Source organism: Mycobacterium sp. (genome assembly GCF_002863225.1).
Lineage (GTDB): Bacteria > Actinomycetota > Actinomycetes > Mycobacteriales > Mycobacteriaceae > Mycobacterium.
In genome coordinates, this window is sequence record NZ_PKEK01000067.1 from 16,925 (window position 1) to 38,638 (window position 21,714).

Annotated in this window: 22 protein-coding genes, 1 tRNA gene and 1 pseudogene; 14 read left to right on the forward strand and 10 right to left on the reverse strand. The window is 65.9% G+C overall.

Features of this window, described 5'->3' with window-relative positions; translation table 11 throughout:
• Positions 1 to 48: 48 nt before the first annotated feature.
• Genes CYU59_RS21260 through CYU59_RS21275 form a run of 4 tightly spaced genes read left to right on the forward strand, consistent with a single transcriptional unit; the run spans position 49 to position 3,508 of the window.
• Entirely contained in the window at positions 49 to 1,239 is a 1,191-nt protein-coding gene (locus CYU59_RS21260; RefSeq protein WP_293002400.1) for an amidohydrolase family protein, read from the forward strand.
• A gap of 39 nt (positions 1,240 to 1,278) precedes the next feature.
• On the forward strand, positions 1,279 to 2,694 hold the full coding sequence (locus CYU59_RS21265; protein ID WP_293002402.1) for a FadD3 family acyl-CoA ligase: 1,416 nt from the start codon (positions 1,279 to 1,281) through the stop codon (positions 2,692 to 2,694).
• Positions 2,691 to 3,320: a fatty-acid--CoA ligase gene (locus tag CYU59_RS21270; protein WP_293002404.1), complete on the forward strand. Its 630-nt coding sequence runs from the start codon at positions 2,691 to 2,693 to the stop codon at positions 3,318 to 3,320. The genes CYU59_RS21265 and CYU59_RS21270 overlap by 4 nt, the downstream gene beginning before the upstream one ends.
• Positions 3,321 to 3,331: 11 nt before the next feature.
• Positions 3,332 to 3,508, forward strand: a complete 177-nt coding sequence (locus CYU59_RS21275; RefSeq protein WP_293002406.1) for a (2Fe-2S)-binding protein — start codon at positions 3,332 to 3,334, stop codon at positions 3,506 to 3,508.
• Positions 3,509 to 3,528: 20 nt separating this feature from the next.
• Here the strand turns inward: CYU59_RS21275 and CYU59_RS21280 are convergent, their stop codons facing one another.
• Entirely contained in the window at positions 3,529 to 5,190 is a 1,662-nt protein-coding gene (locus CYU59_RS21280; RefSeq protein WP_293002408.1) for an alpha-keto acid decarboxylase family protein, read from the reverse strand.
• 68 nt (positions 5,191 to 5,258) lie between these two features.
• Between CYU59_RS21280 and CYU59_RS21285 the strand changes: the two genes are divergently transcribed.
• From CYU59_RS21285 to CYU59_RS21300, 4 genes are all read left to right on the forward strand, one after another.
• Positions 5,259 to 5,702, forward strand: coding sequence for an SRPBCC family protein (locus CYU59_RS21285; RefSeq protein WP_293002410.1), 444 nt, complete (start codon positions 5,259 to 5,261; stop codon positions 5,700 to 5,702).
• Positions 5,703 to 5,707: 5 nt separating this feature from the next.
• On the forward strand, positions 5,708 to 6,787 hold the full coding sequence (locus tag CYU59_RS21290) for a CaiB/BaiF CoA-transferase family protein (RefSeq protein ID WP_293002412.1): 1,080 nt from the start codon (positions 5,708 to 5,710) through the stop codon (positions 6,785 to 6,787).
• 54 nt (positions 6,788 to 6,841) lie between these two features.
• On the forward strand, positions 6,842 to 7,297 hold the full coding sequence (locus tag CYU59_RS21295; protein ID WP_293002414.1) for an SRPBCC family protein: 456 nt from the start codon (positions 6,842 to 6,844) through the stop codon (positions 7,295 to 7,297).
• Positions 7,298 to 7,357: 60 nt separating this feature from the next.
• Positions 7,358 to 7,428 (forward strand) — tRNA-Cys (locus tag CYU59_RS21300).
• Here the strand turns inward: CYU59_RS21300 and CYU59_RS21305 are convergent.
• Positions 7,429 to 8,877 carry a wax ester/triacylglycerol synthase family O-acyltransferase gene (locus CYU59_RS21305; protein WP_293002416.1) on the reverse strand — a complete coding sequence of 483 codons (1,449 nt, stop codon included), beginning with the start codon at positions 8,875 to 8,877 and terminating at the stop codon, positions 7,429 to 7,431. It lies immediately after the preceding tRNA gene.
• Positions 8,878 to 8,927: 50 nt separating this feature from the next.
• On the opposite strand from CYU59_RS21305, the gene CYU59_RS21310 reads away from it, so the two are divergent.
• On the forward strand, positions 8,928 to 9,383 hold the full coding sequence (locus CYU59_RS21310) for an SRPBCC family protein (protein WP_293002418.1): 456 nt from the start codon (positions 8,928 to 8,930) through the stop codon (positions 9,381 to 9,383).
• On the opposite strand, the gene CYU59_RS21315 is transcribed toward CYU59_RS21310, so the two are convergent.
• Entirely contained in the window at positions 9,380 to 10,549 is a 1,170-nt protein-coding gene (locus CYU59_RS21315) for a pyridoxal phosphate-dependent aminotransferase (RefSeq protein WP_293002420.1), read from the reverse strand. The genes CYU59_RS21310 and CYU59_RS21315 overlap by 4 nt on opposite strands.
• A 217-nt stretch (positions 10,550 to 10,766) precedes the next feature.
• Between CYU59_RS21315 and CYU59_RS21320 the strand changes: the two genes are divergently transcribed.
• Positions 10,767 to 11,978 carry an acetyl-CoA C-acetyltransferase gene (locus CYU59_RS21320; RefSeq protein WP_293002422.1) on the forward strand — a complete coding sequence of 404 codons (1,212 nt, stop codon included), beginning with the start codon at positions 10,767 to 10,769 and terminating at the stop codon, positions 11,976 to 11,978.
• A gap of 4 nt (positions 11,979 to 11,982) precedes the next feature.
• Positions 11,983 to 14,127: a 3-hydroxyacyl-CoA dehydrogenase NAD-binding domain-containing protein gene (locus CYU59_RS21325; protein WP_293002424.1), complete on the forward strand. Its 2,145-nt coding sequence runs from the start codon at positions 11,983 to 11,985 to the stop codon at positions 14,125 to 14,127.
• 60 nt (positions 14,128 to 14,187) lie between these two features.
• Here CYU59_RS21325 and CYU59_RS21330 read toward each other — a convergent pair whose 3' ends face one another.
• From CYU59_RS21330 to CYU59_RS21340, 3 genes are all read right to left on the reverse strand, one after another.
• Positions 14,188 to 14,790, reverse strand: a complete 603-nt coding sequence (locus tag CYU59_RS21330; RefSeq protein ID WP_293002426.1) for a class I SAM-dependent methyltransferase — start codon at positions 14,788 to 14,790, stop codon at positions 14,188 to 14,190.
• A gap of 30 nt (positions 14,791 to 14,820) precedes the next feature.
• Positions 14,821 to 15,120: a hypothetical protein gene (locus CYU59_RS21335; RefSeq protein ID WP_293002428.1), complete on the reverse strand. Its 300-nt coding sequence runs from the start codon at positions 15,118 to 15,120 to the stop codon at positions 14,821 to 14,823.
• A 97-nt stretch (positions 15,121 to 15,217) separates the two neighbouring features.
• Complete coding sequence (locus CYU59_RS21340) at positions 15,218 to 16,078, reverse strand: LLM class F420-dependent oxidoreductase (RefSeq protein ID WP_293002430.1); 861 nt, start codon at positions 16,076 to 16,078, stop codon at positions 15,218 to 15,220.
• 36 nt (positions 16,079 to 16,114) lie between these two features.
• On the opposite strand from CYU59_RS21340, the gene CYU59_RS21345 reads away from it, so the two are divergent.
• A complete protein-coding gene (locus tag CYU59_RS21345) occupies positions 16,115 to 17,104 on the forward strand; it encodes an LLM class F420-dependent oxidoreductase (RefSeq protein WP_293002432.1) in 990 nt (329 codons plus the stop codon).
• Here the strand turns inward: CYU59_RS21345 and CYU59_RS21350 are convergent.
• The 4 genes and pseudogenes from CYU59_RS21350 to CYU59_RS21365 all read right to left on the reverse strand — a co-directional run.
• Positions 17,101 to 17,394, reverse strand: a complete 294-nt coding sequence (locus CYU59_RS21350) for an antibiotic biosynthesis monooxygenase (RefSeq protein ID WP_293002434.1) — start codon at positions 17,392 to 17,394, stop codon at positions 17,101 to 17,103. The two genes, CYU59_RS21345 and CYU59_RS21350, sit on opposite strands and share 4 nt — an antisense overlap.
• A 2-nt stretch (positions 17,395 to 17,396) precedes the next feature.
• Entirely contained in the window at positions 17,397 to 18,428 is a 1,032-nt protein-coding gene (locus CYU59_RS21355) for an ABC transporter substrate-binding protein (RefSeq protein WP_293002562.1), read from the reverse strand.
• Positions 18,428 to 19,159, reverse strand: a complete 732-nt coding sequence (locus CYU59_RS21360; RefSeq protein ID WP_293002436.1) for an ABC transporter ATP-binding protein — start codon at positions 19,157 to 19,159, stop codon at positions 18,428 to 18,430. The genes CYU59_RS21355 and CYU59_RS21360 overlap by 1 nt, the downstream gene beginning before the upstream one ends.
• Positions 19,156 to 19,896: pseudogene (locus tag CYU59_RS21365) on the reverse strand (ABC transporter permease); the annotation flags it as partial. The gene CYU59_RS21360 and the pseudogene CYU59_RS21365, both read right to left, overlap by 4 nt.
• A gap of 232 nt (positions 19,897 to 20,128) precedes the next feature.
• Here CYU59_RS21365 and CYU59_RS21370 point away from each other — a divergent pair.
• Positions 20,129 to 20,542: an OB-fold domain-containing protein gene (locus CYU59_RS21370; protein ID WP_293002440.1), complete on the forward strand. Its 414-nt coding sequence runs from the start codon at positions 20,129 to 20,131 to the stop codon at positions 20,540 to 20,542.
• A gap of 15 nt (positions 20,543 to 20,557) precedes the next feature.
• On the forward strand, positions 20,558 to 21,703 hold the full coding sequence (locus CYU59_RS21375; RefSeq protein WP_293002442.1) for a thiolase family protein: 1,146 nt from the start codon (positions 20,558 to 20,560) through the stop codon (positions 21,701 to 21,703).
• The last annotated feature ends 11 nt before the right edge of the window (positions 21,704 to 21,714 follow it).

The window sequence follows — 21,714 nt, forward strand, 5'->3', positions numbered from 1 at the left end:
ATCTGCGCTGTGAGAATATCATTCTCACAAAATGTGAAGGAGGATTTCATGGGGCAGCTGTCGCATCGTGAGGACGTCCCGTTTCCAATCTTTGACGCGGACAACCATCTCTACGAGCCGCCGGAGGCGCTGACCAAGTTCCTGCCCAAGGAGTACAAGGACTACGTCCAGTACCCGCAGATCAACGGGCGGACGAAGATCGCCATCCGCGGCCAGATCAGCAATTACATTCCCAACCCGACCTTCGAGGTCGTCGCCAAGCCGGGGGCGTGGGAGGAATATTTCAAGTACGGCAACCCGGACGGCAAGAGCAAGCGCGAACTGTTCGGTGAGCCGATGCGCGCGATCCCGGCTTTCTTCGAGCCCGGCCCACGCCTGGAGAAGATGGACGAGCTGGGCTTGGACCGCACCCTGATGTTCCCGACGCTGGCCAGCCTTCTCGAGGAGCGGCTGTCGGACGACCCGGTCGCCATCCATGTGCTGGTTCACGCGCTGAACGAATGGCTCGACGACGTCTGGGGCTTCAACTACCAGAACCGCATCTTCACCACCCCGGTCATCACCCTGCCGATCGTGGAGAAGGCGATCGAGGAGTTGGAGTGGGCGGTCAAGCGTGGTGCCCGATGCGTCCTGATCCGCCCGGCGCCGGTTCCCGGCTTCCGTGGCCCGCGGTCGTTCGCGCTTCCCGAGTTCGATCCGTTCTGGGAGCGGGTCGTCGATCACGACGTGCTGGTCGGCATGCACTCCAGCGACAGTGGCTACTCGCGCTACACCTCGGAGTGGGATGGGGCCAGCGCAGAGATGCTGCCGTTCCAAACCAACGCGATGGGCATCCTCAACGAGTGGCGGCCGATCCAGGACTCGGTGGGCTCGTGGGTGATCCACGGCGCGCTCTACCGCCACCCGAAGCTGAAGGTCGCGATCGTCGAAGCCGGCTCGAAGTGGATGACCCCGCTTCTGGACGGTCTGGCGGAGGTGTTCCGCAAGGCCCCGGAGGCGTTCCCGAGTGATCCCGTCGAGATGGTCAAGAACCGGATCCACGTCAGCCCGTTCTTCGAGGACGGCATCGACGACCTGGTCAACCTCGTCGGGGTGGATCAGGTGCTCTACGGCTCGGACTGGCCGCATCCCGAAGGCCTGGCGGAGCCGACGTTCTACGTCAACGCGCTGTCGCACCTGTCTGCCGACGACCAGGCGAAGATCATGGGCGGAAACCTGTCTCGTCTCGTCACGGTGTAGCAACCGCTGGACAATCTGACGTGGCAGACCATCCCCGAGATGGTCGCCAGCGCGGCGGACCGCTTCGGCGACACCGAAGCTGTTGTCGACGGTCCGCTGCGCTTGACTTTCACTGAGCTCGTCGATCGAATTCGTTGCGCCGCAGGCGCTTTCGCCGAGCTCGGGATCGCCAAGGGCGATCGGGTCGCGGTCTGGGCCCCCAACTGCGCCGAATGGATCGTTGCCGCGTTCGGTGTGCTCACGGCCGGTGGCGTGCTGGTGCCGGTGAACACCCGGTTCAAGCCCGACGAGGCCGGTGACATCATCACCAGAAGCCGCGCCAAAGCCGTGCTGGTGCAACAGGGATTCCTCGGCCAGGACTTCACCGCCCCGGCGGGCATCCCGGTTATCGACCTGAAGTCCGAGTTCCTCTCCAGCGGCTCGCCGTTCGCGCGTTCGGTGGACGGCGCCGACGTCTCCGACATCATCTTCACCTCGGGAACCACCGGCCGTCCCAAGGGCGCGATGATGAACCACCGCCAGACGCTGCGGATGTACGAGGAATGGGCGACGCTCGCCGACCTGCGCACGGGTGACCGGTATCTGATGATCAACCCGTACTTTCACACGTTCGGTCTGAAAGCGGGATTGGTCGCCTCATTCCTGCGCGGCGCGACGATGCTGCCGATGGCTGTGTTCGACGTCGACACCGTGGTAGATCTCATTGAACGTGAACGAATCTCGATGTTGCCAGGGCCGCCGACCCTGTATCACTCGCTGCTGACGGTCGCGGACAAAACCAAACTGTCGACGCTGCGGGCCGGTGTGACGGGTGCCGCCGACATCCCGGTCGAGTTGGTTCGCCGCATCCACGACGAACTGCCGTTCCAGACGTTGATGACCGGCTACGGGCTCACCGAAGCCGGCAACGTCACCTTGTCGCGACCCGGCGACTCCTTCGAGGACGTGGCCACCACCGCGGGTCTGCCCTGCGAGGACGTCGAAGTGCGCATCGCCGGGGACGGCGAAGTGCTGGTGCGCGGCTACGGCGTCATGCAGGGCTACCTCGACGATCCGGAGGCTACTGCCCTGGCCATCGACGGCGACGGGTGGCTGCACACCGGAGATCTGGGTAATTTCGACAAGTCCGGCCGGTTGAAGATCGACGGGCGTAAAAAGGACATGTTCATCGTCGGCGGGTTCAATGCGTACCCGGCTGAGATCGAGGGGTTCATGCTGGAGCACCCGGCCGTTGCCCAGGTCGCCGTGGTCGGTGTGCCCGACGAGCGGCTCGGCCAGGTGGGAAAGGCCTTTGTGGTGCCAGCGGGAAGTCCGAAAACTGCTGTTTCCGAACAGGATCTGGTGGCGTGGTGTCGTGAGCGGATGGCCGGGTTCAAGGCGCCGCGATACATTCAGTTTCTCGACAGCCTGCCGCTGAACGCCACCGGAAAGGTGATGAAGGACCAGCTTCGGTGAGCGCACTCGACCCGCGTTCGCATTCGTTGGTGATCGCGTCCGACTATCGGGTGCCCGATCCGGAGCAGGTGTGGCCGCTGCTCACCCGAAGTCGGTCAGCCCTCGCCGACATCGGAGCGCACCATGTGCTGCTCTACACCTCGACACACGACCACGGCCGCGTACTGGTGACGATCGGCGTGCGCAGCCGGGAGCCGATCGTGGAGTTGCTGCGCTCACGCGTGTTCTTCGACTGGTTCGACGCGGTCGGCGTCGACGACATTCCGGCGGTCTTCGCCGGCGAAATCGTGGAACGGTTCGGGGCGGGGGCGCGTGCCGCTAATGCCGCGCCCGGCGTGGTGGTCGCCGCGATCTCATCGGTGGACAACGTGCCGGTCCTGACTCACGAAATACGCGGTGCCTTACCGCGATTCGAGCAAGCCGGCATCCGGGAGACCCGGCTCTTCCAGGCCTTCGACGACAGTCATGAAGTGATGATCCTGCAGGAACTCGACGACGAGGACCGTGCCCGCGAATGGATCGCCCATCCCGATACCGCTGCCCCGTGGATCGACGGGGCCGGCGTCGGTGCGTATCCGCCGGTGTTCGTCGGCAAGTTCTCCGACATGATGCGGATCGACGAGTAGCAGGCCGCACGATGTTCGTCTGTTTGTGTAACGGGATCACCAGCCAGGCGGTGGCCGACGCCATCGCCGGCGGCGCATCGACGACCAATCAAATTGCGGCGGCCTGCGGGGCGGGAGCCGAATGTGGCCGCTGCCGGCGAACCCTGCGGATGTTGCTCGGCGCCCCGAAGGACGTCCGCGGCAGCTGAGCCGTCGCCCCGGGCTGCCGTCAGCCGAGGTCGGCGGCCAGATCGGTCAACAGGTCGGGAACGTCGAGGCGCGGGACCACCGCTTCGATCAGCACCATCCGGTCTTGATGTTGCGCCGCCGCGACAAACGCATCGTCGAGTTCGCCGTAGGTCTGCGCCCGGAACGTCAGGTGGTTCGTCACGCCCAGGGCAGTGGGAATGTCAGCCCAGCTCCATCGCACAATGTCGTTGTAGGGCGCGGTCTTTCCGTGAATCATCCGTTCGATGGTGTAACCGTCGTTGTTCACCACCACCACGACCGGCGACAGGCCCTCGCGCGAAAAGTTGCCCAGCTCTTGCACTGTCAGCTGTGCGGCGCCGTCACCGATCAGCAGCACCGGGCGCCGGTCGCGTTCCGCCAGGCCCGCGCCCAGGGTGGCGGGCAGGGTGTATCCAATGGAACCCCAGAGCGGTTGACCGATGAACGTGACACCCTGCGGAAGCCGGTGGGTGGCCATCCCGTAGAACGACGTGCCCTGGTCTGCCAGGACGACATTGCCGGGGGTGAGCGCGTCACAGAACCTGTCCCACAACGCTTTCTGGCTCAACGGCTGGTCACGGTCCGGCTTGTCCACCGGTTCGTGGTCAGACGTCGACACGATCGCGGGTGAGCGGACACCACGCTCGGTCAGGATCGCGGTCAGAGCGTCGAGTGCGGCACCCATCTCCAACGGGGCGAACACTTCGTTGCCGACCGTGCTCTGCTGCACGCCGACGTCGATGGTCGTGGCCGGATCGATGCGCTGGCTGAAGAATCCGCTCACCATGTCGGTGAACACCACGCCCGCGGTCACCAGCACCGGTGCCTCTTCGATCGCCCGGCGCACCGGGTCGGCGCTGGCGGCGCCGGCATAGATACCCAGGAAATCCGGTGCGCTCTCGTCGACCAGGCTCTTGCCCCACATCAACGTCGCGTGCGGCACCACGTCGGCGGCCAGCAGCGCCTCGAGCTTGTCGACCGCGTTCAACCGGTGGACCAGCAGATCGGCCAGCACGGTCAGTTGGTGATCACCGACGAGTGTGCTTGCGGCTTCGGTGAACAACGCCAGGGCCCGCGGGCTGGTGCCGCCGGTGAAGTGCGGCAGTGGCGCGTTCGGCGGCTCGGTTTCGAAGCGGGCGACGTCGGTGGACAACAACAGATACCCGGGCCGGCGCTGTTCGCGAACCTCGCAGAGCACCCGGTCGATCTCCCGGGTCGCGGTGGCTGGCATGAGATTGGCTTGCGCACAGGTGATTTCCCGGCTGATCCGTAGGAAGTGCTCGAAGTCGCCGTCGCCCAGCGAGTGATGCAGTGCCCGGCGCGTGCCCTGGGCGTCCTTCGACGGGCCGCCCACGATGTGCACCACCGGCACGTGTTCGGCATAACTGCCGGCTATGGCGTTGGCAGCCGACAGCTCGCCGACGCCGAATGTGGTTACCACAGCTGCCATTCCACGGAGCCGACCGTATCCGTCAGCCGCGTATCCGGCGTTGAGCTCGTTGGCGTTGCCGACCCAGCGCAGGCGTGGATGCGCGACGATGTGGTCGAGGAATTCCAGGTTGTAGTCCCCCGGGACGCCGAACACCTCGGTGACGCCGAGTTCTGCCAGCCGATCCACGAGGTAGTCGCCGACGGTGTAAGACGAATCAGCCAGATCACTCACGAGATCGACGGTACCGGTCTGCAGTCGAAAACGCCGTCGGCTCGGCGTCGTCTCGCTATCGTCCGGGCATGGCAATCAACGAAACCCGCGAAATCGTCATCGAGGCGAGCCCACAGGAGATCCTGGACGTCATCGGCGACATGGACTCCGTCACCAGCTGGTCGCCGCCGCATCAGGCAGCCGAGGTTCTCGAGAAGGACAAGAACGGCCGGCCGCTCAAAGTGAAGATGAAGGTGAAGGCCGCGGGTATCACCGACGAACAGGTGGTGGCTTACACCTGGACCAAGAACAAGGTCAGCTGGACGTTGATCAGTTCCGGACAGCAGCGCTCGCAGGACGCGTCGTACACGTTGACGCCCGACGGTGACAACACCAAAGTCGTCTTCGAGATCAGCGTCGATCCCGTCGTACCGCTGCCCGGGTTCGTCATCAAGCGGGCCATCAAAGGAACCGTCGACACCGGCACCAAAGGCCTGCGCGAACAGGTGCTGAAAGTGAAGAAGGGGAAGTAGCGAACTTGACCGACCGTGGACCGCTGGATGGCGTGCGGGTGATCGAGCTCGGCGGCATCGGTCCGGGCCCGCACGCGGCGATGGTGCTCGCTGATCTGGGTGCCGACGTGGTGCGGGTCCGCCGCCCGGGCGGGCTGACCATGCCCGCCGAGAATCTCGACCTGCTGCACCGCGGCAAGCGGATCGTGGACCTCGACGTCAAAGCCGATCCGAAACAGCTGCTGGCTCTGGCAGCCAAGGCCGACGTGCTGCTGGACTGCTTTCGGCCCGGCACCTGCGAGCGCCTCGGCATCGGCCCGGACGAGTGTGTGGCGGTCAACCCGCGACTGATCTTCGCGCGCATCACCGGCTGGGGGCAGCACGGGCCGCGGGCCAGCACGGCCGGACATGACATCAACTATCTTTCGCAAACCGGTGCGCTGTCGGCGCTGGGCTACCGGGACCGTCCGCCGATGCCGCCGCTGAACCTGGTCGCCGACTTCGGCGGCGGCTCGATGTTCGTCATCGTGGGTATCGTCACCGCCCTCTACGAGCGGGAGCGCTCGGGACGTGGTCAGGTGATCGATGCGGCGATGGTCGACGGTGTCGGCGTGCTCGCGCAGATGATGTGGACGATGAAATCGACTGGTGCGCTGCGTGACGAGCGGGAATCTTTTCTGCTCGACGGGGGTGCGCCGTTTTACCGCTGCTATGAAACCGCCGACGGCAAGTACATGGCGGTGGGTGCCATCGAGCCGCAATTCTTCGCGGCGTTGCTGGCCGGGCTCGGGTTGTCGGCAGACGACGTGCCGAGCCAATTCGACATCGGTTCTTACCCAACGATGTTCGACGCATTCACCCGGCGCTTCGCCGACAAGACCCGCGACGAGTGGGCGAAGATCTTCGACGGCACCGACGCGTGCGTCACGCCGGTGTTGACATGGAGCGAGGCCGCGGCCGACCCGCACCTCACGGCCCGCGCGAGCGTGGTCAACGCCGGCGGCGTCGACCAGGCCGCGCCGGCGCCCCGGTTCTCCCGTACGCCTCCGCCACCGGTCCGCCCGGTACCGCAGTCGACCGCGCCGCTCGACGAAATCGGCTGGTAATCACGGCCCTGATAACTGAACCCGCACGGTTCCGGCTTGCTAGCTTGGTGGTCAGTGGCCGTGCGTGCATCGCGAGAGATTGTCATCGACGCGCCGCCGGGGGTGATCCTGGAGGCGTTGGCCGATGTCGGGTCGTTGTCTTCATGGTCACCGGTGCACAAACGGATTCAGGTGCTGGACTGGTACTCCGACGGCCGGCCGCATCATGTCAAGGCCACCATCAAGATCTTCGGGCTCGTCGACAACGAGATCCTGGAATACCACTGGGGTCCCAACTGGGTGGTGTGGGATGCCAGCGACACGTTTCAGCAGCGCGGGCAGCACGTCGAGTACAACCTGCAGCCGGTGGGGGTCGATCGGACCCGGGTGCGTTTCGACATCACCGTCGAGCCGGCGGGGCCGGTGCCCGCGTTCGTGGTCCGGCGTGCCAGCGAAATCGTGCTCGACGCCGCCACCAAGGGACTCCGCGACCAGGTGATGGCCGCCGTCGAGTCGCAACGACTCCAATAGCGATCGCGTAGAGCAAAACGGTGGCCCGCCGGCGGCCGATCCTGGATGGTGGTTCCTCGTGCGGGTGTGGCTGAGCGGCTAGGCAGCGGCCTGCAAAGCCGTATACACGGGTTCGAGTCCCGTCACTCGCTCTACAGAGGTTCCGGGCAGCTGGCTATGGAGAGCAACTCCTTGAACGCCTGCTCCATGCAGTCGGCGTAGTTTCCCGGGTCGGGCAGCGCATCGCGATCCGCGGTGGCGCTGATCGACAACGTGCCGTTGTAGCTCGCGACGACATGGATCAGGTTCATCCCGCCGATCAGCGGTCCCAGACCGGCGGCGCGCAGCAATTGGGCCCCGCGGAAATACAGCGGTACGGGTGGGCCGGGCACGTTGGTCACTGTCGTGTTGGCGACGTTCGGTCCCGAGAACGGCAGCACGCTCGCGGCTTTGGCCGCCACTCCGAGCAGTGACGTCGGCACCGTGCCGATCAGTTCGATCAGCTGGGTACGGGTTTCGTGATTCGATTCGTCCCGGCTGCCCGCGGTCGACTCGGCGATGGTGGCGAGCCGGACGAGCGGGTCGGTGATGTCGGTGCCCAGCGACTGCAGGCGGCCGAACAACGCGTTGCCCTGGGCGGTGGTGTCGTCGGCTTGGCGCAACGACATCGGGCAGGCCGCAACCAACGACTCGTCGGGAAGCTCGCCGTGGCCGGCCAGGTAGAAACGGAGGGCGCCGCCGACGTAGGCCAGTGCCACATCGTTGACCGTGGCGCCGGGAACGCGGGCCTTGATCCGCTTGAAATCGTCAAGGTCGTGGAACCGGGCCTCGAAAACCCGGTGCGGCGAGACGGTTTGGTTGAAGCGTGTCTTCGGTGGGAACGACGGCGTGCCGATTTCGGGAATTCGGGCGACGCTACTGATCAACTTGCCGGGCAGCCCGGCCAGTCCGCGGATCGCCTTGGGGGCGCTGGCCGCCAGGACAGCGCCGGCCCGCACGGGATACAACGCGCCCTTGATCGCGGTGCGCGACAACAAGTTTGCGGCCGAGGGCAGCGGGGCGGGACGCCACTCCGGGTCGGGAGCCGGGGGGCGTGGACTGTCGGGGGCCAGATCGTGCATGGCGGCGATCATCTGCACGCTCGCCATGCCGTCGACCGCGCAGTGATGCAACTTCAGGGCCATCGCGAACGAGCCCTTCGGCACCCCCGGAACGGCGTTGAGTCCCTCGATCACCGTGATCTCCCACGGCGGGCGCCGCAGATCGATCTGCCGTCCGTGCAACCGCGCAACCTGGATGCACAGCTGGCGCCAGTCACCCGGCTGCGGCAAGCCGATGTGGCGAACGTGGTATTCCAGGTCGAAACTCGGATCGTCGACCCAGTAGGCGCGATCGAGACCGATGGGCGTCTCGGTCACGCGCCGGCGGAAGATCTCGGCGAGATGCAGGCGCGCGTCGAGCTCTTCCAGAATCCCCTTGAAGGTGACCTTTCCGCCGGGGGCGGTCGAGGGGTCGTAGATCAGCAACAGCTGGATTTGCTGTGGGGTTTCGGGCTTCTCCGCGCGAAGCAACATGTCGTCGGTCCAACTCAGTTGCTGCATTTCCCAACACTAAGCTCCGGGAATGCCCCTGCGTTGCTACTTTGCTCGTAGTGGCCGTACAAGCTTCGCGTGAGGTTGTCATCGAGGCGCCGCCGGAGACGATTCTGGAGGCGCTGGCCGACGTTGGCTCCGTACCGTCCTGGTCCGCGGTGCACAAGCGGGCCGAGGTGATCGATTGCTATCCCGACGGCCGTCCGCACCATGCGAAGGTCACCATCCGGGTGTCCGGCATCGTCGACACCGAGGTGATCGAATACCACTGGGGGCCCGACTGGGTGGTGTGGGATGCGGGCAAGACGTTGCAGCAGCATGCGCAGCACGCCGAGTACACGATGTACCGCGAGACCGAAGAGCGGACGCGGGTGCGTTTTGAGATCACCCTCGAGCCGTCAGCTCCGATCCCGGAGTTCCTGATCAATCGTGCTCGCCGCAAGATTCTCTACGCCGCGACCGAGGGATTGCGCCGCAAGGTGATGGCCCTGGTCAACGCCAACCAGTCGACCTAGTCGCGTAGTTGTGCGAGCCGGCGGATCGCCTCGTCGAGGGTGTCCTCGCGTTTGCAGAACGTGAAGCGCACCAAGTGGTTCCAGGCGGCCGAGTGGTCCGCGGCGGGATCGCAGAATGCCGACATCGGGATGGCGGCCACCCCGACCCGCTCGGGTAGCGCCGCGCAGAACGCGGTGCTGTCGTCGTGCCCCAGCGGTCGAGGGTCGGCACAGACGAAGTAGGTGCCGGCACTGTCGTGAACCGCGAAGCCGATCTCGGTCAGGCCGCGGATGAGACGGTCACGCCTGTCCTGCAACGAGTTTCGTAGTGCTTCCACCCAGGCGTCTGCAGTGTCGAGGGCATCGGCCACGGCCGGCTGAAACGGGGCACCCCCGACATAGCTCAGATACTGCTTGGCTGCCCGCACACCCTGGATGAGTCCAGCGGGGCCGCAGGCCCAACCGATCTTCCAGCCGGTGCAGTTGAACATCTTCGCCGCACTCGAGATCGTGACCGTGCGCTCGGCCATGCCGTCGAAGCCGGCCAAGGGTAAATGCCGCCGATCGTCGAACACCAGGTGCTCGTAGACCTCGTCGGTGATGACCAGCAGGTCTGCGGCGACGGCGATCTCGGCGATCGCGGCCAACTCCGCGGCACTGAGCACCGTGCCGGTGGGGTTGTGCGGCGAGTTCACGATCAAAGCCCGGGTGCGCGGGGTCACCGCCCGCCGCAGCGCGTCGATGTCGAGGGCGAAGGCCTGCCCGTCGGGAACCAGCGGCACCACGACCCGCTGGGCGCCGGCCATCGCCACCACCGGAGAGTAGGAGTCGTAGAACGGCTGGATCAGAATGACCTCGTCGCCCGGTTCGACCAGACCGAACACCGCTGCGGCGATGGCTTCGGTGGCTCCGACCGTGACCAGCACGTCGGTCGCCGGGTCGTAGTCGACGCCGTATTTCCGCTTGCGCTGCGCGGCGACCGCTTCCCGGAGTGCGGGGATGCCGATGCCCGGTGGGTACTGGTTGACGCCGTCGGCGATGGCCGCCCGGGCCGCCTCGAGCATGGCCGGCGGCCCGTCCTCGTCCGGGAATCCCTGGCCGAGATTGACCGCGCCGATGCGTGCCGCCAGCGCGGACATCTCGGCGAACACCGTGGTTGCGTACGGCTGCAGTCGCTTGACCGTCATGTCTTTCGAGCTTAGGGCGGTGACTTCGGCCGCGAGCGTGCGGCCAGCCTCACGCTGGGCGTCGAGTGCGCACCTAGCTTCACGTTCGGCGCCGGCCGGACCTCCCAACCAACAGGTTGGCCGGGTTCTTTGTTAGGCTGCCCGTTGGAGGACTAGCGTCGCCACCGGCGGGATCCGTCGCCGGATCTAAAAACCAAACGGTTAAGAGGAATCAGTCATGTCCGAAGAAGCCTTCATCTATGAGGCCATCCGCACGCCGCGCGGCAAGCAGCGCAAAGGTTCGCTCAACGAGGTCAAGCCGCTGAACTTGGTCGTCGGCCTGGTCGACGAACTGCGTCGCCGCTTCCCCGACCTGGACGAGAACCTGATCAGCGACCTGATCCTGGGTGTGGTGTCGCCGGTCGGCGACCAGGGTGGCGACATCGCCCGCACCGCGGTACTGGCCGCCGGGTTGCCCGAGACCACCGGTGGTGTGCAGCTCAACCGGTTCTGCGCCTCCGGCCTGGAGGCCGTCAACACCGCCGCGCAGAAGGTTCGCTCCGGCTGGGACGACCTGGTGCTGGCCGGTGGCGTCGAGTCGATGAGCCGTGTCCCGATGGGCTCCGACGGCGGGGCCTGGGCGACCGACCCGGAGACCAACTACCGGATCGGCTTCGTGCCGCAGGGCATCGGCGCCGACCTGATCGCGACCATCGAGGGCTTCTCCCGTGAGGACGTCGACCGCTACGCCCTGCGCTCGCAGGAGAAGGCCGCTGCGGCGTGGTCCGGTGGCTACTTCGCGAAATCGGTTGTGCCGGTTCGCGACCAGAACGGTCTGCTGATCCTCGACCACGACGAGCACATGCGCCCGGACAGCGACCTCGAGGGCCTGGGCAAGTTGAAGACCGCGTTCGACGGCATCGGCGAGATGGGCGGCTTCGACGACGTGGCGCTGACCAAGTACCACGCCGTCGAGAAGATCAACCACGTCCACACCGGCGGCAACAGCTCCGGCATCGTCGACGGCGCCGCGCTGGTGCTGGTCGGTTCCGAGGCCGCGGGCAAGTCGCAGGGCCTGACCCCGCGGGCGCGCATCGTGGCCACCGCCACCAGCGGCTCCGACCCGGTCATCATGCTCACCGGCCCCACCCCGGCCACCAAGAAGGTGCTGGACCGCGCCGGCCTGACGGTCGACGACATCGACCTGTTCGAGCTGAACGAGGCCTTCGCCTCGGTCGTGTTGAAGTTCCAGAAGGACCTCGACATCCCGGACGAGAAGCTCAACGTCAACGGCGGTGCCATCGCGATGGGACACCCGCTGGGTGCCACCGGCGCGATGATCACCGGAACCATGGTCGACGAGTTGGAGCGCCGCAACGCGCACCGCGCGCTGATCACGCTGTGCATCGGCGGCGGCATGGGTGTCGCCACCATCATCGAGAGGGTTTAAGACCATGGCCGAGAACACTATTCAGTGGGACAAGGATGCCGACGGCATCGTCACGTTGACCCTCGATGACCCCACCGGGTCGGCCAACGTGATGAACGAGCACTACGCGGAGTCGATGCACAACGCGGTGACAAAGCTTGTCGCCGAGAAGGATTCGATCACCGGTGTGGTCATCACCAGCGCGAAGAAGACCTTCTTCGCCGGCGGTGACCTCAAGGGCATGATCAAGCTCGGCCCGGAAGACGCCGGCGAGGCGTTCGACACCGTCGAGCACGTCAAGCGTGACCTCCGTGCGCTGGAGACCCTGGGCAAGCCGGTCGTGGCCGCCATCAACGGCGCCGCGCTCGGCGGTGGTCTGGAGATCGCCCTGGCGTGTCACCACCGCATCGCCGCGGACGTCAAGGGCCTGGTTGTCGGCCTGCCCGAGGTGACGCTGGGCCTGCTGCCCGGCGGCGGCGGGGTGACCCGCACCGTGCGGATGTTCGGCATCCAGAACGCGTTCATGAACATCCTGTCGCAGGGCACCCGCTTCAAGGCCGACAAGGCCAAGGAGACCGGCCTGGTCGACGAGATCGTCGGCTCGGTAGACGAATTGGTGCCTGCCGCCAAGGCCTGGATCAAGGCCAACCCCGATTCGCACGAGCAGCCGTGGGACAAGAAGGGCTACAAGATGCCCGGCGGCACCCCGTCCAGCCCCGCGCTGGCCGGCATCCTGCCGTCGTTCCCGGCGCTGCTGAAGAAGCAGCTCAAGGGTGCGCCGATGCCGGCGCCGCGGGCCATCCTGGACGCGGCCGTCGAGGGCGCGCAGGTGGACTTCGACACCGCCAGCCGCATCGAGAGCCGCTACTTCACCCAGCTCGTCACGGGCCAGGTCGCCAAGAACATGATCCAGGCGTTCTTCCTCGACCTGCAGCACATCAACGGTGGTGGGTCGCGGCCCGACGGCATCGAGCCGGTCAAGATCCACAAGATCGGTGTGCTGGGCGCGGGCATGATGGGCGCCGGTATCGCCTACGTGTCGGCCAAGGCCGGTTACGAGGTCGTGCTCAAGGACGTCAGCATCGAGGCCGCCGAAAGGGGCAAGGGCTACGCGGAAAAGCTCGAGGCCAAAGCACTTCAGCGGGGCAAGACCACCGAGGAGAAGTCCAAGGAGTTGCTGGCCCGGATCACTCCGGCCGCCGACCCGGCCGACCTCAAGGGCGTGGACTTCGTGGTCGAGGCCGTCTTCGAGAACCAGGACCTCAAGCACAAGGTCTTCCAGGAGATCGAGGACATCGTCGAGCCCAACGCGCTGCTCGGGTCCAACACCTCGACGCTGCCGATCACTGGTCTGGCGACCGGGGTGAAGCGCCAGGAGGACTTCATCGGGATCCACTTCTTCTCACCGGTCGACAAGATGCCGCTGGTCGAGATCATCAGGGGCGAGAAGACCTCTGACGAAGCGCTGGCCCGGGTGTTCGACTACACGCTGGCGATCGGCAAGACCCCGATCGTGGTCAACGACAGCCGTGGCTTCTTCACCAGCCGTGTCATCGGCACCTTCGTGAACGAGGCGCTGGCGATGCTGGGCGAGGGTGTCGAGCCGGCCAGCGTCGAGCACGCCGGTTCGCAGGCCGGCTACCCGGCGCCGCCGCTGCAGCTGTCCGACGAGCTCAATCTCGAGCTGATGCACAAGATCGCGACCGCTTCGCGAAAAGGCATCGAAGATGCCGGTGGCACCTACGAGCCGCACCCCGCCGAGGCCGTCGTCGAGAAGATGATCGAGCTCGAGCGTCCGTCGCGGTTGAAGGGTGCCGGTTTCTACGAGTACGTCGACGGCAAGCGCACCCGGCTGTGGCCGGGCCTGCGCGAGACGTTCTCCTCCGGTTCGACCGAACTGCCGCTGCAGGACATGGTCGACCGGATGCTGTTCGCCGAGGCGCTGGAAACCCAGAAGTGCTTGGACGAAGGCGTTCTGACGTCGACCGCCGACGCCAACATCGGCTCGATCATGGGCATCGGCTTCCCGCCGTACACCGGCGGCTCGGCCCAGTTCATCGTCGGCTACGAGGGAGCGCACGGCATCGGCAAGGAAGCCTTCGTCGCGCGAGCTCGCGAGCTGGCTGAGCGCTACGGCGACCGCTTCCTGCCGCCGTCTTCGCTGACCTGAGATAGGACACGCGAAAGCCCCTGGAACTCAACGGTTTCAGGGGCTTTTGCGTCGGCCGGTTTACGCGCTGCGCTGGAAAAGGTAGTAGCGGCCCAGGTTCTTCTGCGCCCGGTCCAGCGCTCCCTCGTCGCCGGCGTCCAGCAAGGTCCAGCCGGTCGCGAACCTGCGCTCGATCTCGGCCTGGTCGACACCGCGGACGCCGCGTCGCACCCCAGGGGGAAGGGCGATGATCAGCAACCGTCCGTCAGGTGCCGCGACCGCGCTGACTTCGCGGACGTAGGCGTCGCGGTCGCTGTCGCTCATGGCGTGCAGACAGCCGTTGTCGGTGATCAACGCGAAATCGGAGCCCACCCCCGACGAGCTCAGCCGGGTCACATCGGCCCACTCGAACCTCACGTCGACGTTCTGGGCTTGTGCCTTCGCGCGCGCCTGGTCCAGCGCCCGTGGGACGAAATCGACCGCGGTGACGCGCCAGCCGTGACCGGCCAGGTAGATCGCGTTATCCCCAGTGCCGCAGCCGAGTTCGAGTACGGAGCCGGCGGGTAGTGCCGGCGCGCCGTTACCCTCGATGAGGTTGCGCAGACTGCCGGCCAGCGGATGACCGTCCCAGGGCGTGAAGCCCAGTCGATAAAACAGCCGAAACATCGTGTGCTTGGACGACATGTGCATACGTTAGCCCGGCCGGGTCGGCAGTCAATGTGCCCACCTCTGAGCGACAACGGCGGATCGCAGTGCCAGCACGCGACTATGGATCCGGTAGTCGGTCGAACGCGGTATGTAGCCCGGTCCGTAACGGCCGCGACCCAGTCGGTGCACGCGACCATGCTCGATCTCCCAGCGCAACGCGTCAGAGATCACTTTCGCGGGACGGCCTTGAACGTAAAAGCCATGGTGGCGAAGACCGTCGGTCAGTTCGGCCACTGTCGCCGGACCCTGGTTGGCCAGGTTGAAAGTGAGCACATATCGCAATTCGATACCGCGGAGGAGCTTCATTGCCGCAATGTCGCACAGCAGTCCGACACAATCCCACTTGTCGCTGTGAGGTGGGCACTTTGGGTGTCGCTTCCCCGGCGCGACGGGTGTGGGCTCGCTACGACAGCGCAGCGGCGATACGCCGCCACTGCTCGCGCGGGTATGCCGTGGGGTCGCTCAGCAGCACCTGAACGCAGACGTGGTTGGCGCCGGCCGAACGATGCTCGGACACCCTACGCAGGATGGCGTTCTCGTCGCCCCACGCGATGATCGCGTTGAACAACCAGTCGCTCACCTGGGTCACGTCGTCTTCGGTGAAGCCAGACCGCAGCAGGTTGTTGGCGTAGTTCGGCAGCGCCAGATATGAACGCAGCCAATCGGTCCCGATGGTGCGTGCCTCGTCGGCGTTGTCGGTGAGGATCACCGTCTGCTCAGGCAACAGCAGCGGCCCGTCACCCAGCGTCGCGCGGGCTGACGCGGTGTGCTCCGGAGTGACCAGGTACGGGTGTGCGCCCGCCCCACGTTGGGCCGACAGCGTCAGCATCTTCGGCCCGAGCGCGGCCAGCACCCGACGCGACACGGGCACGGGTTGCGGCGTCGCGTCCAATTCGTCGAGGAATGATGCCGTTGCCGCCAGCGGTTTGCGATACCGCCCGGGCGATCCGGCGTCGATCAGCGGCGCGTGGCTGACACCGATACCGAGCAGGAAGCGATCACCGTGGTCCCCGGTCAGCGTGGCGAAGTTGGCCGCGACGTCGCCCGGCGTGTGCATCCACAGGTTGAGGATCCCGGTGGCGATCGTGGTCTGTTTGGTCGCCGCCAGGAGATTGCCCACCGCATCGAAGACGTTGCCGCCGACGTCGGGTATCCACAACGCCCGGAAGCCCAATTCATCCAATTCCGCTGCCGCATCGGCAGATTCACTTGCGTTACCGTAGCGAAGCTGGCTGCTCCAGATCCCGATCCCGGTGAGGTCCATCCGGCCAGCTTACGGCCCACGCTAGAGTCGTGAGTTATGCGCTTCGGATTCTTCATCCCGCAGGGTTGGCGGCTCGATCTGGTCGGAATCGACACCGCGTCGCATTGGGCGGTGATGCGTGATCTGGCCGCCTACGCCGACGGCAGCGCCTGGGATTCGGTGTGGGTCTACGACCACTTCCACACCGTGCCGGTGCCCACCGGCGAAGCCACCCACGAGGCGTGGTCGCTGATGTCGGCCTACGCGGCGACCACGTCGCGAGTCAAGCTCGGTCAGATGTGCACCGCGATGAGTTACCGAAATCCCGCCTATCTCGCCAAAGTCGCTGCGACGGCGGACATCATCTCCGGTGGCCGCGTCCAGATGGGCATCGGTGGCGGCTGGTACGAGCACGAGTGGCGGGCCTACGGCTACGGCTTTCCGTCGGCGGGCGTGCGACTGGGCCGCCTCGACGAAGGTGTGCAGATCATGCGCGATGCCTGGCGGGACGGCAAAGTCAGTTTCGAGGGCAAGCACTACCAGGTCGATGGCGCAATCGTCGAACCCAAACCGCTGCAGGACAACGGAATTCCACTGTGGATCGCCGGCGGCGGCGAGCAGAAGACGCTGCGCATCGCTGCCAAGTACGCGCAATACACCAACTTCACCGGCGAGCCGGACGGCTTCAAGCACAAGTCTGAGGTGCTGGCCGGCCACTGCCGTGACGTGGGCACCGACTACGACGCGATTGTCCGGTCGGTCAACGTCAACGCGGTCGTCGACGCAGACCAGCACGGCGTCGAAGACCGCCTGCGGCGCATCCGCGACCGTCTGGTCGGCCCAGTGTCCGAGTCCGCTGCCGATGCGATGATCGGTGGAACCAGCGGACCCGATTCGGCCACCGGCACGCCCGAGCAGGTCATCGAGCGTCTGCAGAAGCTCCGCGACCTCGGGTGCGAATACGTGATCTGCTACTTCCCCGAGGCCGCCTACGACCGTTCCGGCATCGAACTCTTTGAGCGCCAGGTTATTCCGGCGCTGAGCTAGATGTCGCTGGTGACGTATCGAATCTTGACCGCGGGTGCGGCCAGCAGGGGCGGCAGCTGGGTCACCTTGCCTTCGCCGGCGCGGAAGGCGCGGTAGGCGTCGTCGGCTTCGACGGACTCCCAGATTTCGTAGATCAGCCAATGCGCCTCGTCGTCGGCGTCGATGAGCGTCTCGGTTCGCACGTTGCCGTCGAAGCCTCGCGTCACCTGCAGCACGCGGCCCATCAGCTCGCGCCCCGCAGCGACCTCCTCGGGCTTGAACCGGAGTTCAAGTGTCACCGTGACCGTCATCGTCATCTCCTCGTGGTCGGCTCTTCGTGCTGCTCGCTCGCGAGCACACCGTTGAACCTACGGTCGACCCATTTGCCGAAGTCGGGCGCCTCCGGGATTTGGTCCGCGGCGGCGAACAACTCGGCCAGGCGTTGTTCGGATGCCACCACCTTGTCGTCCAGCGGAACGGTCAGCCGCAGCAGACGACTCTGGGCGAGTGCGGCGATCTTGAGGTTCAAACCGACTGCCGCCGAATACTTCTTGGCCCACTGATCGGGGTTGTCACGGGCCCACTGCGCCGCCTTCTGGTAGCGGACCAGCAGGTCGGACAAGGCGGTGTTGCGCTGCGGATCGGTCAGCGCCTTCACCGACGCGCTGCCGAACTGGTAACCGTTCTCGGCCGACCCGATGCTGCGCACCTTCAGCGTCAAATTGGCTTGCGACGTATAGGGTTCCCAGATCGTCCAGGCGTCGCCCTGTCCGTTGGCGAACGCCGACAACGCATCGGCGGGCTGCAGGAACACCAGGTTGACGTCCTTGGGTTTGATTCCGGCGTCGGCGAGGTGTTCGAGGATGTTGGCATGGGCCGCGCTGCCCTTGGCCACCAGGATTGTCTTGCCGCGCAGGTCCTGAACGCCCGCGATAGCGGAGTTGGTCCGGACCAGAATCTGCTCACCCGTCTGCGCGCCGTCGTAGACCGAGATGACGCGCGTCTTCGAGTTGGCCGCGGCGCCGAACACCGGAGGCGTGTTTCCGGTGACCGCGAAGTCGATCCGACCCGCGTTGAGTGCCTCGATCTGGGGTGGGCCGAAGGTGAATGTCGAAAACTCGATGCGATAGGGCAGACCTTCGAGGGCGTTGGCTGCCCGCAGCAGGGCTTGGGTCCCGCCCTTCTGGTCGCCGACCCGCAACGTCAGCCCGGACAGCTCCGACGTAGGCACCGTCGGCGGCGCGGTGAGCGGTTTCGGTCCGGACTCGCGCGACACGCAACCCGTCAGGCCGCCGAGCAGGACTGCTGCGGTGAAGGCGTGAAAGGCCAACCGCCGCTTGGTGATCAATGCCGAACGCCGAGCTTGTCGAGCAGCTCGGAGCGGTAGTCGTCGTGCCGGGCGGTGCGCTCGGACGGACGTGGTGACTCGATGGTGAGGGAGTGGGCTACGCGACCCTGCTCGAGCACCAGCACCCGGTCGGCCAACTCGACCGCCTCGTCGACGTCATGGGTGACCAGTAGAACGCCGAACCCGTGAGTCCGCCAGAGGTCCAGCAGTAGCGCCCGCATGGACAGCCGGGTGAGCGCGTCCAAGGCGCCGAACGGCTCGTCGAGCAACAGCAGCTGCGGTTCGGCCACCAGTGCCCGGGCCAGCGAAACCCGTTGAGCCTGACCGCCAGACAGCGTCAACGGCCATGCCTCGGCATGCTCGCTGAGCCCGATCTCGGCCAGCGCCAGCTCACTGCGCGCCCGGGCGGCGTCGCGCGACAACGCGGTGCGGTTGAGCCCGTACTGCACGTTGGTCAGGACGTCGCGCCAGGGAAACAGTCGGGGCTCCTGAAAGGCGACCGCGGGTGCCCCGCTGACTTCGCGCTGGCCCGCGTGGTCGTCGGAAAGTCCTGCCAGAACCCGCAATACGGTCGACTTGCCACATCCGCTGCGCCCGACCAGCGCGACGATCTCCCCTGCCCGCACCTCCAGCGAGATGCCGTCGAGGATCCGCTTGCCACCGTAGAACTTGTTGACGTTGCTGAGTCGGCCTACGACGGTGGTCTGCCGTTCGGATGTCACGGTCATGTGCGGTACCTCAAGGCTCGATGTTCCAGCGCCCTGACGATGGCGTCGGTGATGATGCCCAGCAGCGCGTAGACCGCGAGGCAGAAGATGATGATGTCGATGCGCAGGAAGTCACGCGCGTTGTTGATCAGGAAACCGATGCCCTTGTCGGCGTTGATCTGCTCGGCCACGATCAGCGTCAGCCATGCGATTGCCAACGACTGCCGAAGTCCGACCAGCACCTGTGGCGCAGCGCTGGGCAGCAGGATGATCCGCAGCCGTTGCCAGAGCGAAAAGCCAAGGATGTCAGCGGTTTCCAGCAGCTTCGGGTCGACCTGGCGAATCGCGGAGAAGGTGTTGAGGTAGAGCGGAAAAGCCACCCCGAGTGCGACCAGGTTCACTTTGGCCAGCTCGCCGATGCCGAACCACAGGATGAACAACGGGATCAAACCCAGATGCGGCAGCGCTCGCAGCATCTGCAGCGGTGGATCGACAGTCGCCTCGATCCAGGGGGAGAGCCCGACCGCAATGCCCAGGGCGACCCCGGTGACCCCACCCAGGAGCAATCCCTCGATGACGCGGAGCCCGGACACCTCGAGCGCCTCGGTCAGTTTCCCGTTCTGGATCAGCTGCCAGCCGGCCTCGAAAATCAACTGCGGCGCGGGCAGCACATTGCCGGGGATCAGCCGGCTGGCGCTGAGTAGTTGCCACAGCACCAGCAGCGCGACCGGCGAGGACCATCGCAGGATGTTCCATCGATGGGTGTCCCAGACCTGGGTGACTCTCGGTGCCGCCTCGTCGGTGACGGTCATTGTGTCGACGCTGGCAGACACACCCGCGGGGCTGAAGAGTTTGACTCCCGGTGAAGGGAAAACGACGGTCGCCCGACATTCGCGAACAGAAATGAGAATGCGGTTTCCGATTTTGCGGAATGCTGTTGTACCGTTCTGTGAGCGCATTATCAGTTCGGCGGCTGATGGAGGATCTTCGATGCAGAAGGCAATCGACCCCAGCATCTCTACCTGGCCCGATGACGATCCTCAGCTGATCGGCAGTCGGTGCGGCGCCTGCGCCGCGACCACCTTCCCGGTGCAGGACCTGTGCCCGCGGTGCAGCGCCGCGGCGATGTCGGAGGTCAAGCTTCCGCGCACCGGGACCCTGATCGCGTGGACCACGCAGGGGTTCCCGCCCGGCGCCCCCTACGCCGGACCTACCGGTGACGACTTCGTGCCGTTCGGCGTCGGTCTCATCCAGCTGGACGACGTGATCCGGGTCGAAGGTCGGCTGACTGAAAACGACCCGGCCAAGCTCACCTTCGGCCAGGCGGTCGAGCTGACCATGATTCCGTTCGCCACCGATGCGGACGGCAACGAGATCGTCACGTTCGCTTTCCAGCCGGTCTAAAAGGAGAAGCCTGAGATGACCAACGACGTCGCCATCATCGGAGTGGGCCTGCACCCGTTCGGCCGCTTCGACAAGACCGCGATGCAGATGGGTGCCGAGGCCATCCAGTCCGCGTTGGCCGATGCCCGGGTGGACTGGAAGGACATCCAGTTCGGCTTCGGCGGTAGCCACGAAGTGTCCAACCCGGACGCCGTCACCCGTCTGGTCGGGCTGACCGGCATCACGTTCACCAACGTGTTCAACGCCTGTGCCACCGCGGCCAGCGCCATCCAGCAGACCGCCGACACCATTCGGCTGGGCAAGTACGACATCGGTATCGCGATCGGGCTCGACAAGCACCCGCGCGGCGCCTTCACCGACGACCCCGCGAAGTTGGCCCTGCCGCAGTGGTATGCCAACAACGGTCAGTTCGTCACCACGAAGTTCTTCGGCATGAAGGCCAACAAGTACCTGCACGACCACAACATCTCGCAGGCCACCCTGGCCAAGGTGGCGGCGAAGAACTTCCGCAACGGCGCGATCAACCCGAATGCGTTTCGCCGCAAGCCGATGTCCGAGGAGCAGATCCTCAACTCGACCGTGCTGAACTACCCGTTGACGCAATACATGTTCTGCGCTCCCGACGAGGGCGCCGCCGCAGTGATCATGTGTCGCGCCGACATTGCGCACAAGTACACCGACAAGCCGGTCTACGTGCGCGCCAGCGAGATTCGCACCCGGACCTTCGGCGCCTACGAGGTGCACGCCACGTTCGCCCCACTGGACGAGGATGTCTCGCCGACGGTTTACGCGGCCAAGGCCGCCTACGAGGCCGCGGGCATCGGACCCGAGGACGTCGACGTCGCGCAACTGCAGGACACCGACGCCGGTGCCGAGGTGATCCACATGGCCGAGACGGGATTGTGCGCCGACGGAGAGCAGGAGAAGTTGCTCGCCGACGGGGCCACCGAGATCCACGGCTCCATTCCGGTCAACACGGACGGCGGGCTGATCGCCAACGGCGAGCCGATCGGCGCGTCAGGCCTGCGTCAGGTGCACGAGCTGGTCCGCCAGCTGCGCGGTGAAGCGGGCGAACGTCAGGTGCCCGGCAACCCGCGCGTCGGTCTGGCGCAGGTGTACGGCGCGCCCGGTACCGCGTCCGCGACCATCCTGTCGCTCTAGCCGGGCCAACC

Bases quoted from the DNA above. Each gene is read 5' to 3' on its own strand.
- CYU59_RS21260 (WP_293002400.1), top strand. From the start codon at position 49: ATGGGGCAGCTGTCGCATCGTGAGGACGTCCCGTTTCCAATCTTTGAC.
- CYU59_RS21265 (WP_293002402.1), top strand. From the start codon at position 1,279: ATGGTCGCCAGCGCGGCGGACCGCTTCGGCGACACCGAAGCTGTTGTC.
- CYU59_RS21275 (WP_293002406.1), top strand. From the start codon at position 3,332: ATGTTCGTCTGTTTGTGTAACGGGATCACCAGCCAGGCGGTGGCCGAC.
- CYU59_RS21285 (WP_293002410.1), top strand. From the start codon at position 5,259: ATGGCAATCAACGAAACCCGCGAAATCGTCATCGAGGCGAGCCCACAG.
- CYU59_RS21305 (WP_293002416.1), bottom strand. From the start codon at position 8,877: ATGCAGCAACTGAGTTGGACCGACGACATGTTGCTTCGCGCGGAGAAG.
- CYU59_RS21315 (WP_293002420.1), bottom strand. From the start codon at position 10,549: ATGACGGTCAAGCGACTGCAGCCGTACGCAACCACGGTGTTCGCCGAG.
- CYU59_RS21320 (WP_293002422.1), top strand. From the start codon at position 10,767: ATGTCCGAAGAAGCCTTCATCTATGAGGCCATCCGCACGCCGCGCGGC.
- CYU59_RS21325 (WP_293002424.1), top strand. From the start codon at position 11,983: ATGGCCGAGAACACTATTCAGTGGGACAAGGATGCCGACGGCATCGTC.
- CYU59_RS21330 (WP_293002426.1), bottom strand. From the start codon at position 14,790: ATGTCGTCCAAGCACACGATGTTTCGGCTGTTTTATCGACTGGGCTTC.
- CYU59_RS21335 (WP_293002428.1), bottom strand. From the start codon at position 15,120: ATGAAGCTCCTCCGCGGTATCGAATTGCGATATGTGCTCACTTTCAAC.
- CYU59_RS21340 (WP_293002430.1), bottom strand. From the start codon at position 16,078: ATGGACCTCACCGGGATCGGGATCTGGAGCAGCCAGCTTCGCTACGGT.
- CYU59_RS21345 (WP_293002432.1), top strand. From the start codon at position 16,115: ATGCGCTTCGGATTCTTCATCCCGCAGGGTTGGCGGCTCGATCTGGTC.
- CYU59_RS21350 (WP_293002434.1), bottom strand. From the start codon at position 17,394: ATGACGGTCACGGTGACACTTGAACTCCGGTTCAAGCCCGAGGAGGTC.
- CYU59_RS21360 (WP_293002436.1), bottom strand. From the start codon at position 19,159: ATGACCGTGACATCCGAACGGCAGACCACCGTCGTAGGCCGACTCAGC.
- CYU59_RS21370 (WP_293002440.1), top strand. From the start codon at position 20,129: ATGCAGAAGGCAATCGACCCCAGCATCTCTACCTGGCCCGATGACGAT.
- CYU59_RS21375 (WP_293002442.1), top strand. From the start codon at position 20,558: ATGACCAACGACGTCGCCATCATCGGAGTGGGCCTGCACCCGTTCGGC.